This is a genomic window from Clostridium sp. YIM B02555 (genome assembly GCF_022320955.1).
Lineage (GTDB): Bacteria > Bacillota > Clostridia > Clostridiales > Clostridiaceae > Clostridium > Clostridium saccharoperbutylacetonicum.
Map to the genome: position 1 here is coordinate 1 of NZ_JAKJJY010000033.1, position 14566 is coordinate 14566.

At 30.0% G+C, this 14566-nt stretch carries 13 protein-coding genes and 1 other annotated feature; all 13 genes read right to left on the reverse strand.

Features of this window, described 5'->3' with window-relative positions; genetic code table 11:
• Positions 1–304: 304 nt before the first annotated feature.
• Positions 305–1414, reverse strand: a complete 1110-nt coding sequence (locus L3B98_RS26985) for a BMP family ABC transporter substrate-binding protein (RefSeq protein ID WP_015391736.1) — start codon at positions 1412–1414, stop codon at positions 305–307.
• Between the two features lie 161 nt (positions 1415–1575).
• Complete coding sequence (locus L3B98_RS26990) at positions 1576–2592, reverse strand: LacI family DNA-binding transcriptional regulator (RefSeq protein ID WP_238918975.1); 1017 nt, start codon at positions 2590–2592, stop codon at positions 1576–1578.
• Between the two features lie 242 nt (positions 2593–2834).
• Positions 2835–4007 carry an aminotransferase class I/II-fold pyridoxal phosphate-dependent enzyme gene (locus L3B98_RS26995; RefSeq protein WP_238918976.1) on the reverse strand — a complete coding sequence of 391 codons (1173 nt, stop codon included), beginning with the start codon at positions 4005–4007 and terminating at the stop codon, positions 2835–2837.
• On the reverse strand, positions 4004–4483 hold the full coding sequence (locus L3B98_RS27000) for an Lrp/AsnC family transcriptional regulator (RefSeq protein ID WP_015391733.1): 480 nt from the start codon (positions 4481–4483) through the stop codon (positions 4004–4006). The genes L3B98_RS26995 and L3B98_RS27000 overlap by 4 nt, the downstream gene beginning before the upstream one ends.
• A 274-nt stretch (positions 4484–4757) precedes the next feature.
• Positions 4758–5022, reverse strand: a binding site (T-box leader).
• 231 nt (positions 5023–5253) lie between these two features.
• A complete protein-coding gene (locus L3B98_RS27005; RefSeq protein ID WP_015391732.1) occupies positions 5254–5406 on the reverse strand; it encodes a zinc-ribbon domain-containing protein in 153 nt (50 codons plus the stop codon).
• Between the two features lie 128 nt (positions 5407–5534).
• The gene (gene clpA, locus L3B98_RS27010) at positions 5535–7814 is read right to left on the reverse strand and encodes an ATP-dependent Clp protease ATP-binding subunit ClpA (protein WP_238918977.1); all 2280 of its coding nucleotides are present in this window, start codon (positions 7812–7814) and stop codon (positions 5535–5537) included.
• Between the two features lie 3 nt (positions 7815–7817).
• Positions 7818–8117 (reverse strand): ATP-dependent Clp protease adaptor ClpS, encoded by a 300-nt coding sequence (locus tag L3B98_RS27015; RefSeq protein ID WP_015391730.1) that lies wholly within the window; start codon positions 8115–8117, stop codon positions 7818–7820.
• Positions 8118–8220: 103 nt separating this feature from the next.
• Positions 8221–8409 carry a hypothetical protein gene (locus L3B98_RS27020; RefSeq protein ID WP_238918978.1) on the reverse strand — a complete coding sequence of 63 codons (189 nt, stop codon included), beginning with the start codon at positions 8407–8409 and terminating at the stop codon, positions 8221–8223.
• A 181-nt stretch (positions 8410–8590) separates the two neighbouring features.
• Positions 8591–10021 (reverse strand): aminotransferase class I/II-fold pyridoxal phosphate-dependent enzyme, encoded by a 1431-nt coding sequence (locus L3B98_RS27025; RefSeq protein ID WP_238918979.1) that lies wholly within the window; start codon positions 10019–10021, stop codon positions 8591–8593.
• An 85-nt stretch (positions 10022–10106) separates the two neighbouring features.
• Positions 10107–11126 (reverse strand): aminotransferase class I/II-fold pyridoxal phosphate-dependent enzyme, encoded by a 1020-nt coding sequence (locus L3B98_RS27030; protein ID WP_238918980.1) that lies wholly within the window; start codon positions 11124–11126, stop codon positions 10107–10109.
• A gap of 15 nt (positions 11127–11141) precedes the next feature.
• A complete protein-coding gene (locus L3B98_RS27035; RefSeq protein ID WP_238918981.1) occupies positions 11142–12380 on the reverse strand; it encodes a pitrilysin family protein in 1239 nt (412 codons plus the stop codon).
• A 560-nt stretch (positions 12381–12940) separates the two neighbouring features.
• Positions 12941–14302 (reverse strand): thioether cross-link-forming SCIFF peptide maturase, encoded by a 1362-nt coding sequence (scfB, locus tag L3B98_RS27040; protein ID WP_238918982.1) that lies wholly within the window; start codon positions 14300–14302, stop codon positions 12941–12943.
• A 58-nt stretch (positions 14303–14360) separates the two neighbouring features.
• Positions 14361–14498 carry a six-cysteine ranthipeptide SCIFF gene (gene scfA / locus L3B98_RS27045; RefSeq protein ID WP_009172015.1) on the reverse strand — a complete coding sequence of 46 codons (138 nt, stop codon included), beginning with the start codon at positions 14496–14498 and terminating at the stop codon, positions 14361–14363.
• Between the last annotated feature and the right edge of the window lie 68 nt (positions 14499–14566).

Here is a 14566-nt window from a genome sequence, read left to right on the forward strand (position 1 = left end):
ACTTACCAGCTCCATTTTCACCAAGTAACGCGTGAATCTCACCCTTTTTCAATCTAAGAGTAATATTATCATTTGCTACTATTCCTGGGAATTCTTTTCGAATATTTAGCATTTCAACTACATATTCCATTAATAGACTCCTCCTTATTTCGATCATAATTTGTTATTTGCATTATGCTCTATATACAATGAAGGATGGAATTTCTATCAGTTTTAAATCAATTAAGACTATAGAACTGCAGAAATACATCCTTCACTAATATCACTTCATCCTAATTACGTTGTTTTAGGAATTTATTCTATATTATTTAATTAATGATCCATCATTTTTGTCATTTACTTTAACTGATCCATCTTTAAGTTTTGCAATTACATCATTAACTGTTTTCATTGTATCGTCAGTTAAATTTGGATTCTTTTCTGGAATACCAACTGCATCCTTAGTGATATCAAAAGTTAATGTTTGACCACCTGGGAACTTACCATCTTTTAATTGTTTAACCATGTCGTAACTTGCTGCTTCAACTTTCTTAATAGCTGAAGTAAGCACGATTGACTTACCATCTGCACCAACACCATCTTGATATTGGTCTCTATCAACACCAATCATCCAAACTGGTTTACCAGCTGCTGCTCTTGCTTTAGCTTCTGTTATAACACCATTTCCAACTCCACCAGCTGCACAGAATACTGCTTTTACGCCTCTGTCATACATTTGAGCTGCAAGTTGTTGTCCTGCTGCTGAATCGTTGAATGTACCTTGATATACTACATTTTCTGCTTTTAATGTCATTTTAGTTCCTAAATTCTTGTTTGCATAAGCAACACCTTGTTGGAATCCCCAGTTGAATTTTTGAACAGCAGGAATTTCCATACCACCAATAAATCCTAGGTCTCCTTCTTTAAGTTGAACTGATGCTGCAACACCTGCAATAAATCCTGCTTGATGTTCTGCAAATAATATAGATACTGCATTGTCTCCTACTTTGTAGTTTGCTTTTGGAGTAGCTCCATCATTTGGAGTACCATCAATTAATACAAAGTGTGCATCCTTATATTGATCTTGAGCTTTGAAAATAGCTGTTTCAAATTTAAATCCTGGAGTAGCTATAAACTTGAATCCAGAGTCATAAAGATCCCCAATGTTCTTTAAGTAGTCTGCTTCAGTTTCTCCACTTGGCTTAACATATTTTGTTTCAGTTCCAAAATCTTTTTCAGTCTTCTTTAATCCTTCCCAAGTACCTTGGTTGAATGACTTATCGTCGATTGTTCCTGAGTCAGTTACCATACCTACTTTTAATTTTTCTTCAGTCTTACCAGCTTTGTCACCAGCACCTGATGAACTTCCACATCCAGCAAATAAAGCCATTGATATTGCTGAAACTGCAATTAATGATAATAATCTTTTTTTCATTAATCTTCCTCCTAATTAAATAATTAATATTTAAGATCATGAAAATTTCATGATTTAAATTACAAATGTTAACTATTGTTAATCTAACTATAATTATGTATAATATGTAACTTGATTTTTATGCCTACAAATAAAGATTATACCCCGTTGTAGAATCTTATTCACAGCTTCTTTTCTGACCCTCGAATTATTATTTGAGGTGAAATAATCATCCTTCTTACGTCTGTCATTTCTGCATCGCTAAAAATCTGACTGAGCATCTCCATTGCTGCTCTTCCTAGCTCAAGCGGACTATCTTCCATATATGTGATATTTATTCCTACAATGTCTAATAAGTCAATTTTGTTGAAACCCACTATGGCTAAATCCTTAGGAATATCCTTATGTTCCTCTTTTAATGCTTTTATTACTCCCATTGTCATCATATTACTACAAACAAATAGTGCTGTAGGAGGATCGTCTTCACAAAGCATTTTCTTTGTTAATTCATATGCTTTTTCTAGTTTAAACTCTCCATGATATATGTAATTTTTATTCAATTTTATATTATTATCAAATAGTGCTTTTTTATACCCTTCCAACATATCAGTTGTGGGTTCAGAACTTAATAATCCAGTCATAATTCCAATTTTATTATGGCCTTCTTTAATCAACAAATTCGTTGCATCATATCCACCTTTAATATTATCTACAAAAACTCCATTTAGCTGAGTAAATTTAATATCTGCAGAAACTAATATTATTGGAACATTCAGTGAAGTTATTGTTTTTAAATACGTTTCATTAAATTTTTCTTCTCCAAAACCTGGAGTCATAATAATCCCTTTAATTCTTTGCTCTTTTAATAAATTAATGGCTCTTATTTCTTTTTCTAGATAATTATCTGTATTAAATAAAATTATATTCAAATTACTTTTTTCGGCAATTTCACTTACACCTTTTATAATTTCACCAAAATATGTATTAGTTATGTCAGGTACAATAATTCCTATTGTATTTGTTTCACTTTTTGACAAACTCCTTGCTATTGCACTTGGTGTATAGTTCATTTCCTTAATTGCTGTTAATATTCTTTGTTTTGTATCTTCTTTTACATAACCCGAACTATTTAAAACTCTTGAAACCGTTGCTGGAGATACTTTTGCTCTCTTGGCAATATCACTTATTGTTGCTGACATAATTCCACCCCGATCCAAGAATTGTATATGGTATCGCTACCACATATATGATAATATATTAAGAATATCATGTCAATATTCTTAATATATTATTGCTTTTATGACAATAAATTGTTATTTTTGTAGCTAAAGCCAGATTACGCCTTGCTTAAATTAGTTTTATTGTCACTTTCAAAACTAATTTGATGATTGATTTTACATAAAAAAATCCAAAATATAATTTTCTTACAACATTTTCAAACTCACTTTTGTTTTATTTTATTAACAAATCTTTCTATTCTTTTTAACGCTTCAGTAATATCCTCCATAGATGATGCATAACAAACTCTGATAAAGCCTTCTCCACAATCACCAAAAGCATTTCCTGGTACCACCAAAACTTTTTCATTTATAAGTAACTGCTCACAAAATTCATCTGAAGTTATGCCAGTAGACTTAATACTTGGAAATATATAAAATGCTCCAAGAGGTTCAAAACAGTCTAGCCCTATTTTCCTAAAGCCATTTAGAAGCACTCTTCTTCTTCTGTTATATTCCTTACACATTTCTTCAACATTTTTATCACCACTTTTTAATGCTTCAATAGCTGCATACTGTGCTGTTGTTGGAGAACACATAAGTGCATATTGATGAATTTTTTTCATAGCCTCGATTAAAACTGGATGCCCGCAAATATATCCAAGTCTCCAGCCTGTCATTGCGTAAGATTTAGAAAAACCGTTTATCACTAAAGTCTTTTCTTTCATTTCTGGAAAAGATGCAATCGAAACATGCTTTTCTCCATAACAAAGTTCTGAATATATTTCATCTGAAATTGCTATAATATTTTTATCCTTTAAAACTTCTACAATTTTAGCTAATTCATCTCTTGTCATTATTGCACCTGTCGGATTATTAGGAAAAGGTATTATAACAACTTTAGTTTTAGGAGTAATAGCTTTTTCTAATGCCTCTGCTGTAAGTTTAAACTCATCTTCTGCTTTAAGATCAAGTACCTTTGCAGTTGCTCCAGTAAAAGCTGTACATCCTTTATAAGCTACAAAGCTTGGTTCTGGAACTATAACTTCATCTCCTGGTCCAACTAAAGCTCTAAGTGCTATATCAATACCCTCACTACCTCCAACGGTAACTATTATTTCATCTACTGGATTATAATTTAAACTAAATCTTCTATGAAGATATTTTGCTATTTCAGTTCTAAGCTCTATAAATCCAGCATTCGATGAATAATGTGTATGACCTTGTTCCAAAGAATAAATTCCAGCTTCTCTAACATTCCAAGGAGTAACAAAGTCTGGCTCCCCTACCCCAAGGGATATTACATCCTCCATTTCATTTATAATATCAAAATATTTTCTTATACCTGAAGGAGGCATATTTTTAACATTATCTAAAATCATATCTTCTAAAATCATATGAATATTGCCTCCCTATCATCTAGTTTCTTTTCTTTAAATATTGTTCCATGGTCTTTATATTTTTTTAGCACAAAGTGAGTAGCTGTACTTAATACATATTGCTGTACTGCAAGCTTTTCAGAAACAAATAGCGCCACTTGCTTCATAGTCTTCCCTTCAACTATAACGGTCAAATCAAAACCTCCAGACATTAAATAACATGCTTTAACCTCTGAAAATTTATAAATTCTTTCTGCCACTTTATCAAAGCCTTCTCCTCTTTGAGGTGTTATTTTAACTTCAATTAGCGCTGTAACTGTTTCACTACCTGTATTTTCCCAATTTATAAGAGTTGTATACCCAGCTATTATGCTTTTTTCTTCATAATCTCTGATTGCTTCTCTAACTTCTTCAACTGTTTTTCCTGCCATCACAGCAATTTCTTCATCACTATAACGACTATTCTTTTCTAGAATTTCAAGTATTTCTTCCATTTAAAATAACCTCCTTAAAATATAAAAAAATCGCAGGCGACTGTGGAGCCGGAGATTTTTTTTACGCATCTGCCTTTTCGAACGCATGTGAGAAAAATGTGCACCTTAGAAAGAGCAGCTATGCTGCATATAAGAACATTTTATGCAGGCGAATAAGATTTATTTTTTATTCTTTTTGACACACAAAACCTACTTAATTTGCCTTTTCAATAAGTTATCCACAGATTTAACTTTATTATAAACTCCTAAAGAATAAAAAAATCCTTCATCCCAAAAAAGGGACGAAGGAACTACTTCGCGGTACCACCCTAATAAACAATATAAATATTGTTCACTCAGTTAGAGTATATTTTCATACTCCGCCTCTATAACGTGAGGAATACGTTATAACCTAATTAAAAATTATCGTATGTTACAATTTTTATTTTTCAGTTATAAAATTCAAAGGCTGCTTCTATAAAGTTTGCTTACTAGATTGCACCAACCTCTAGCTCTCTTAAAAACTCACTCCATATACTATTCCTTATCACCATTTTTAATTATATTAAATATTAATTAATTTAATGTACATTATTAATTATTCTTTAAAGAAATAAAGAAAATATAATTTTCAAATCATTCCTTCAATTAAAGCTTTTTTTACATTATACTAGTAAAAGTATAAAAAATTCAATAGAATTTAAATATTTTTATTAAATTATTATTTTTATAATTAAAAAGAACCACATTTCTATGGTTCTTTAATAAACAAACAACTTTATACTTACTAATTATCTTCTAGCTTGATCTTTTTTAGCTCTTCTACACTCAGCACATCGAACAGGCTCATTTTCAAATCCTTTTTCTTTATAAAATTCTTGTTCTCCTACAGTAAAAGTAAATTCTTTTCCGCAGTCTTTGCATATTAAATGTTTATCTTCCATTAAAATGTCCCATTGTTAAAGTTAAATAATAACTTTACAATAGTTCACCTCCTCTTTTAGTTTAAAGATTTCTCTTTGTATAAACATATTATGCCTAAATATTATTTTTTTATTCATTAATTATTGTTTTAATTTATTGTTAATTCAAATTTATCTCCTATTAAATCAATTTGGCATTTACCACCATCACTTAATTTTCCAAATAAAATTTCATCAACTAATAAAGGCTTAATATTTGAAGCTATCACTCTTGCAATTTCTCTTGCACCAAACTCATCAGAGGTTCCAATCTTAGCAACATGCTTTATACATTCATCACTAAATTTAATTTCTATATTTTTACTACTTAGCTTAGCTTCAAAATCATTTAATTGCTTTTTAGCTACACTTAAGGCCATTGAATCGCTCATGCTGTTAAACACAACAATCTTATCTAATCTATTTCTAAACTCAGGCGTAAAGAATTTCTTAACTTCTTCCATTATAGCTTCACCTTTAACTTCACGCTCACCAAAACCTATAAGCTTTTTCCCTATGTTCTTTGCACCCGCATTAGAAGTCATTATTATTATTACATTTCTAAAATCAGCTTTTCTGCCTTTATTATCTGTTAGGGTTGCATAATCCATAACTTGAAGCAATACCCCTAAGATATCTTCATGAGCTTTTTCTATTTCATCTAATAACAACACACAATGTGGTGTTTTTCTTATAGAATCTGTTAATAATCCACCTTCTTCATACCCTACATATCCTGGAGGAGATCCTATTAATTTAGCTGCCGCATGCTTTTCTCCATATTCACTCATGTCAAATCTAATTAGATCTATTCCAAGCAGTTTAGAAAGAGTCCTTGCTATTTCAGTTTTACCAACCCCTGTTGGTCCAACAAAAAGCATTGATGCAACTGGTTTATCCTCTTCATTTAATCCTGATCTAGACATCTTAATGCATCTTACAACCTCTTCGATTGCATTATCTTGTGAAAAAATATTTTCTTTTAATTTAGCTTCAAGGTGCTGCAGTGCATTTATTTCACTGCTTTCAACAGTTTGCTTTGGAATACTGCACACTTTTGATATTATTTCCTCAATGCTCTTTCTATCAATAGTTATTTTCTCTTCCAAGTTTTCATTGTGCATACGAGCATAAGCCCCTGCTTCATCTATAATATCAACAGCTTTATCAGGTAAAAATTTATCCTTGATATATTTATCACTTAAAGTTACAGAATCACTTATTGCATCACTTGTATAAATTACATTGTGATATTCCTCATAATTTACTTTAAGTCCATTGAGTATTTCTATAGCTTCTTTAATAGATGGCTCTTTAACATCTATTTTTTGAAATCTTCTACTTAAAGCTTTATCCTTTTCAAAAAACTTTTTATATTCATCAAAAGTAGTTGCTCCAATAAATCTTATTTTCCCCTCTGTTAAATAAGGTTTTAAAAGATTTGATGCATCTAAAGCTCCACCATTCAATGCTCCAGCACCAACTATATTATGAATTTCATCTATATAAACAATAGGCTTTTCCTGTTTACTGATTATATCCAAAATTCTCTTTATTCTCTCTTCAAAATCACCTCTATATTTAGTACCAGCGATCACAGAACCTATGTCTAAAGAAAACATTGAGCTTCCCTTTATTCTATCAGGAACTTTATTTTCTCTAATAAGCTTTGCAAGACCAAAGGTAATTGCAGTTTTTCCCACACCAGATTCTCCAACATGAATTGGATTATTTTTTATTCTTCTGCAAAGGATTTGAATACTCCTCTCCAAAATATCTTCTCTTCCTATTAAAGGATCATTATTTTCTTCATTAACTTTTTCAATTAGATTTATAGTAAACTTACTAAGAAAAGCATCTTCTTTTTTCTTAGTAACAACTGCTTCATCTTCTTCTGCCTCAGAAGAATTTATTTGTAAATCTTCCTTAATTTCTTTCTTCCTTTGATCTTCATAAGAATTTTCCTCATCCTTTATACTATGACATAAGGAATATAATAAGTCCCTTTTAGTAACACCTTCCTGTTCTAAATAATAACGTGCGTAACTATCCTCCAACTCAAAAATTGCTGCAAGTATATGATCAACATCTATAGCATCTTTACCACTATATTTAATTTGCTCATTTGCTGTTAAAATCACCCTTTGAAATTCAATACTTTCTTGAGGATCCCCCTGCCCAATTTTATTAATATATGTCCTAATATAAGTAATTAAATTATATCTTAAATTTTCTAAACTCCCACCGCATTCTTTTATAGCATTTCCAACACTATTATCAAAGGTAGCTGCATAAAGCAAATGCTCTGGAGTAATATATTCACTATTTCTTCCACTCGCTTCTTCATAAGCCTTTAGTAATATTAAATTCACTTCATTAGTAATTTTCATTCATTACGCCTCCTCCACAGTAAGTTTAAACGGAAATCCATTTTCTTTAGCCAAAGACATTGCAGTTGTAACTTTAGTCATTGCAATATCATAGCTATATATTCCAGCCAGTCCTTTGCCCTTTTTATGTACATCTAACATTATTTTTTCAGCTTCAATTTGATTTTTATTAAATATAACCATCAATATTTCAATAACAAATTCCATCGTAGTATAATCATCATTATACATAATAACTTTATATAATTTAGGTTTTTTCACCTTAATTTTTTCCTTTTGCTTGGTAGCAATATTTGTTTCCATAAGCTATCGATTTGCCCCCTAACATTGTTTTTTCAATTGTCAACTGTCAATGTTTAACTGTCAAGTAGTAGAAATCATCCTATATTTTACTTAGACACATGAACTAAAAAGTCAAAAATACCATTATATTATGTGTTCTTAATTGTAGCATAGCTACTTTTTTTATATAAGTTCTTAATTGTAGCATAGCTACTTTTTTTATATAAGTTCTTAATTGTAGCATAGCTACTTTTTTTATATAAGTTCTTAATTGTAGCATAGCTACTTTTTTTATATGTGTATATTTTATCATAACTATATATAGATATCCAAATTAATAATCAGACAACCAAGTGGAATATACATGTATTGTTGAGAAATTTTTAATCATATCACTACACTAGAAATTAGATACATTTTTCTGGAAGCAGGCATGTGAAATTGAGCTGCTGAAGAAGATAAATGTATCTGCTTTCGGTAATTGTTGCATAAAACTAATTAATAACTACTCTTATTTTATTATCCTTAACGCCAATAATAGTTTTTTTATTTCTACTATAATCTATTACAATATCAATTATTTCTTTAGAAATCACTTCTCCAGGGCAAACTACAGGTATTCCTGGTGGATATGGTATTATTGAATCTTTTGCAATTCTTCCTTCACACTTTTTAATGTCATACCATTCACTAGTTTTTTCAAATACTTCATAAGGTTCTAATTTCTTTATAGGAATCTCAGAAACATACTTTGCTTCTGTTTCACCAACTATATCCTTCATTTCTAATTTTACAATAGCATTATAGATAATATTAAAATCCTCATCTGTATTAAAAGGTGATAATATTAAAACTACTCCTCTTGCAAAACTCATTTCAGCCTGTATTTTTTCTTTTCTAAGATAATCCAATAACTTATGTCCGCTATATCCTTTTGGCAAAATCATTATATATCGGCTTAAATCAATACTATACATTCCCTCTTCTGTATGTGATTTATTTAATGCATGTTCATCAAACAAGTGTACTTTGTTTAGTTTATTAATTTTTTCTTTCCAGCTTTCAGCTTTATCTATTAGTATTTCATAATCTCTTTCACCATAATTATCTAAATAATGTCTAGCATAATCTAAAGAAGCCATAATTAAATAGGACGGTGATGTTGTCATAAAGGCTCTTAAATAAAATTCTAATAAATTATTTTCTTCATTAACCAAAAGATATGCACCTTGCGTCAAAGCTGGCAAGGTTTTATGGGCACTTAAAATAACATAATCACCTAAACTTGCAATTGATTTAGGTAGTCTCGTGTTTATTCCAAAGTGAGCCCCATGAGCACAATCTACAATAACCTTAATCCCTTTTGCTTTTAAGTCTATTATTATATCCCCAATATCATAAGTGATTCCAAAATAATTAGGATAAGTTAAAATAATCCCCTTTGGATTTAAACCTTCGCTTAATGCCTTATAAATATTTTCTTTATCTGGAGGTAAAAAAAGCCCCGATTCATCATCAATAATAGGCTCAATATATTTAATTTTTAATTTTCTCATTATCAAACCATTATAAATTGATTTATGGCAATTTCTTTCAACTAATACCTCATCGCCTTCTTCAAATGCCGAGAAAATAGCAGCCATATTTCCTGACGAACTACCATTAACTAAAAAATACGCTTTTTGAGCCGTATAAGTTTTAGCCAATAATTCTTGTGCTTCCTTAATTATTCCCTCTGGATAGTGTAAATTATCTAATGGTTCAACTTCAGTTATATCCAAATTTCCTAATCTTTCTACGAATTCCTTCCCAATATCATCCCTTAGAAATCCACTTCCACCTTTATTTCCTGGCATTGAAAGAAGTAAATTCTTTTCATCATGATACTTAAGCAATTCTTGTAATAGTGGTAACTTTTCAACCATAAAATATACCTCTTAATTATTAATTCTTTTTATCAACTGTAAATTGTAAACTGTAAACTATTCTTCACCAACTGTAAATTGTAAACTATAAATTTAGTTCTTCCACAAATTCTAATACTTTTTCTTTACTTGTTGCCCAAGAGGTTACTAATCTAATCACAGTATTGTTTTCATCAATTACTCTTTCAACATTAAAAGAATATTTTTCACTTATCTTGTTCACAACCTCATTAGGCAAAATAGGAAATTGCTGATTAGTGTAAGATTCGCATAAAAATTCATAGCCTTTTTCTATTAATGCATTTTTTAATATTATAGCCAGATTATTTGCATATTTTGCCAATTCAAAATATAAATCATCTTTGAATAATTCTTCAAATTGAATTCCAAGCAATCTTCCCTTAGCTAAAAGTCCACCCTTTTGCTTAATAAAATATCTAAAATCTTCTTTTAACTCATCCTTACATATTACAAGTGCTTCTCCAAAAAGTGCTCCATTTTTAGTTCCTCCAATATAAAATGCATCAACTAATTTAGCTATATCAGCCAAAGTTAAATCATTTTTTTCTGCTGTAAGAGCAGATCCAAGTCTAGCACCATCTAAATATAATAATAATTTATTTTTCTTACAACAATTATGTAAATCAGTTAATTCTGCTTTTGTATATAAAGTTCCAAGTTCTGTGGAATCAGAAATATAAACAAGCTTTGGCTGAACCATATGTTCATCTTGATGTGCATCCACAACCTTTTGAATTAAACTTGGTGTTAATTTCCCATCATCTGTTTTCATTGTCATTACCTTATGTCCTGTCGCCTCAATTGCTCCTGTCTCATGACAATTAATGTGACTTGTATCTGCTCCTATTGCTGCTTGATGAGGTCTTAAGAAGGCTGATATTGCTGTAAGATTAACTTGAGTGCCACCTACAAGTAAATGAATGTCTACATTTTGATTATCTATTTTATCCTTTAATATTTGAACTGCTCTTTCTGTATGATAGTCCTCACTATAGCCATCTGTTTGTTCAAAATTACTTTCAACCAGTGCATTTAATATTCTTTCATGAGCACCTTCACTATAATCATTTTTAAAACTGTACATAATCTTTTCCTCCATCTATGCCTTATTAATTATTTGTATTGTCATATTATTTAATACTTTATTAGTAACTTCAACTATTTTTTCACTTGTAATCTTATTTAAATCCTCAGTTTCATTAATGTAAATATTATAATCCCCAAACATACAATCATAAGTTGCTAATTCTTTTGCTAATACTATACTTTGTTCTTCCCTGAATAATCTTTTTAATTTAAAACTTTTAAATAATTGGTTTAATTGCTTTCCATCAAGCTTATATATTAAATTCGATATATTTTGTATGCACTCTTTTACTAACTTTATTGCTTTGTCAACATTTTCTTTTGATGTGTTAAATGAAATTTTATATAATTTTATATAGTTTTCATAAGCAACATTAGTGATAACATCATATATCAGTCCATTTTTAGTCCTTAAGGTATCGTAAAGTACAGAGTTTACGCCTTCTCCAAAATACTGATTGAAGATTTTTAGACATTTCATTTCCTTCTCACTTAATGAATCTATAGGGAATATAATTTCAACCCTACAAGTTTTTATGCCCTCTCTTTTATCATTATATTCGCCAGGTTTCAATGCTTCATATTTAATATATCTCTCTAATCTATTTCTATCTTGCTTTTCACCACTTTGCCTTCTCCAGCCACCAAAATATTTATTCACTTCAGCTTTTACTTGTTCAAATTCTAAAGATGAAACTATTACTATAGATGTATTACCTGGAAAGTAATGCATTTCGTAAAATTCTCTTATTTCCTTCAAAGTAATATTATTCAAGCTCTCTTCTGTACCTATAATAGGATATTTTATTCTCCTACTTTCAAAGGAATTAAAAAACAACTTATCCTCACAATATTGCTCTAACTCTTCATCCCATTCCCTTAATTCTTCTTTTATTACAGCCATTTCTTCTTCAAAGCCAAATTCCTTAAAACTTGGATTAATAACTATATCACTTAATAAATCTAATCCTTTTTCTAAATCCTCTTTAAGCAAAGTTCCATAATAAATTACATAAGGATAATTTGTCATAGCATTATTAAAACCAAAAACATTACTTAAACCTTCATTTATTTCTTTCTCATTCCTATTTTTTGTTCCCTTATAAACCATATGTTCAGTTGCATGAGCAATCCCATACTTTTCATTTTCAACTCCTGCTCCAGCATCTACTGCTATACAAATCGACGTTAATTCAGAATCGCTACGCCTGTATATCAATTTTAAATCATTTTCCAAAATATATTCTTTCATTAATTGTTCTCCTAAAAAATCACAGATAATTTTCAATTTACTCTTTGTCTTTTATTATAGATATCCAAATTAATAATTCAACTTATAAATGTAATATATATGTATTATTGAGAAAGTCTAATCGTAACACTACACTAGAAATTAGATACATTTTTCTGGAAGCAGGCATGTGAAATTGAGCTGTGATGGTTATTAAGCAGAGAACCCAAATCTATGATTTGGTGTGAATCGCTTACTCAGCGAACGAACGTGAGTCGAGTTTCCTCTAAGGTTGTTCCATTTTCTGCTTGTCATAAATTTACTTTAGGAACATGCAGAAATGGGGGCATCCTTCCACTTATAACCCATCCAGCGAAAATTTCACTAGTCCTGTGGAAGATAAATGTATCTGATTTCGGTAAGTTTTGCATAAGTCTAATTCTCGCGTTGGATATATATATTCTAAAATAAAAGTGAGTGTCCAATAGATCTTTTTTCATTAGTTGACCTTTGACAATTGATATAGAAAAAGATAATAACTTTGCATATTATCAAAATTATTATCTTTAATATTTTTATTTTTAGTTTTCTTCAACCTTTAATGCGATTGCACATTCAATTCTCTTCTTTTGCATTTTACAACCAATTTCATATGGAATATTCATATCTCCATTAAAATTGTAGTTATTTGCCTGACATCCACCACTACAGTAGAACTTTGCCCAACATTCTCTACATTTAGGTTTATTGTATATATGAGCTTTCTTAAACTTCTTAGCAAGTTCTGAATTATATGTATCCTCATAGATACTTCCTAACTTAAACTCTTCTTTTCCTACAAATTGATGGCAAGGATATACTTCTCCTTGAGGTGTTATTGCCACATATTCAAAACCTGCTCCACAGCCTGAAATTCTCTTATAAACACATGGACCACCTTGTAAATCTATATTAAAGTGATAGAATTTAAATTCATCATTTCCTTCTCTTTTTCTGTTTTTCATTTCTTCATATAGCTTATCATAATTTTCAAAAATCGTATCAATATCTTCTTCTCTGATTGCAAGAGGATGTCCATTTTCTAAAACAACAGGTTCTATAGATAATTCTCTAAACCCTTCGTTTACCATAGCCATTACATCTTCATAAAAATCAGTATTCTCTCTTGTGAAGGTGCCTCTAACATAATAAGTTTTGCCTTTAGTTCTTCTCTTAATCATTTCCTTAATATTAGGAACTATATCTTCATAAGAACCACTCTTATCAGGCTTAATTCTTACATTATCATTAACTTCTTTTCTACCATCTAAAGAAAGAATTATATTTCCCATTTCTTTATCCATATAATCCATCATTTCTGGAGTTAAAAGCGTTGCATTAGTTGTCATAGTAAATCTAACATTTTTGCCCCACTTCTTTTCATTATCTCTAGCATATTGAATTATTTCCTTTATTGTATCCATGATCAAGGTTGGTTCTCCACCAAATAAATCAATTTCTATATTTTTTCTTGGACCACTTCTTTTAATAACATAATCTATTGCCTTTTTAGCTGTCTCAGCACTCATGACACCACCATGTCCATGATACTCACCTTCATCAGCAAAGCAATATTTACATCTTAAATTACATCCATGAATTACGTTTAAACAAATAGCCTTAATATAATCCCTGTCATCCATAGAACTATGTGCAATTTCTTCATATTGATCTTCTGAATAAAGGATCCCTTCTTCTGCTAATTCTTGTATTTCATCATAAGCTTCTGAAAGTTCCTCTTCATTATATTTACCTTTAAGGACTTCCATTACTTCCTTTTTATTTTTCAATTTATCATCATCCAATATATCATAAACCAGTTCATCAACAACATGAACTGCACCTGTATTCACATCTAAAACAAAATAATTTTCACCTTGTTTAAATTTATGTATTAAAGACAAATCTTTTCCCTCCTAAACATATAAAGTAAGCAGTAACTATAAAGCTACTGCTTGAAAATTAGTTTTCACATTCTAAGTTTGCAACTGTACAAGATGTCTTACAAGCTGATTGACATGAGTTTGCACATTCTTTGCATCCTGGTTTGCATAAACTATTTTTTATATTTGGTTTGTTTATAGTTTTTATGTGTTTCATTCCAAAATCCTCCATCAAAAAAAATATCCGTAGCTATTATATCATACTATAGGAGGTTATTAAAGATT

Coding starts and splice junctions, on each gene's coding strand:
- L3B98_RS26985 (WP_015391736.1), bottom strand. CDS start 1,414: ATGAAAAAAAGATTATTATCATTAATTGCAGTTTCAGCAATATCAATG.
- L3B98_RS26990 (WP_238918975.1), bottom strand. CDS start 2,592: ATGTCAGCAACAATAAGTGATATTGCCAAGAGAGCAAAAGTATCTCCA.
- L3B98_RS26995 (WP_238918976.1), bottom strand. CDS start 4,007: ATGATTTTAGAAGATATGATTTTAGATAATGTTAAAAATATGCCTCCT.
- L3B98_RS27000 (WP_015391733.1), bottom strand. CDS start 4,483: ATGGAAGAAATACTTGAAATTCTAGAAAAGAATAGTCGTTATAGTGAT.
- L3B98_RS27005 (WP_015391732.1), bottom strand. CDS start 5,406: ATGGAAGATAAACATTTAATATGCAAAGACTGCGGAAAAGAATTTACT.
- clpA (WP_238918977.1), bottom strand. CDS start 7,814: ATGAAAATTACTAATGAAGTGAATTTAATATTACTAAAGGCTTATGAA.
- L3B98_RS27015 (WP_015391730.1), bottom strand. CDS start 8,117: ATGGAAACAAATATTGCTACCAAGCAAAAGGAAAAAATTAAGGTGAAA.
- L3B98_RS27020 (WP_238918978.1), bottom strand. CDS start 8,409: ATGATAAAATATACACATATAAAAAAAGTAGCTATGCTACAATTAAGA.
- L3B98_RS27025 (WP_238918979.1), bottom strand. CDS start 10,021: ATGGTTGAAAAGTTACCACTATTACAAGAATTGCTTAAGTATCATGAT.
- L3B98_RS27030 (WP_238918980.1), bottom strand. CDS start 11,126: ATGTACAGTTTTAAAAATGATTATAGTGAAGGTGCTCATGAAAGAATA.
- L3B98_RS27035 (WP_238918981.1), bottom strand. CDS start 12,380: ATGAAAGAATATATTTTGGAAAATGATTTAAAATTGATATACAGGCGT.
- scfA (WP_009172015.1), bottom strand. CDS start 14,498: ATGAAACACATAAAAACTATAAACAAACCAAATATAAAAAATAGTTTA.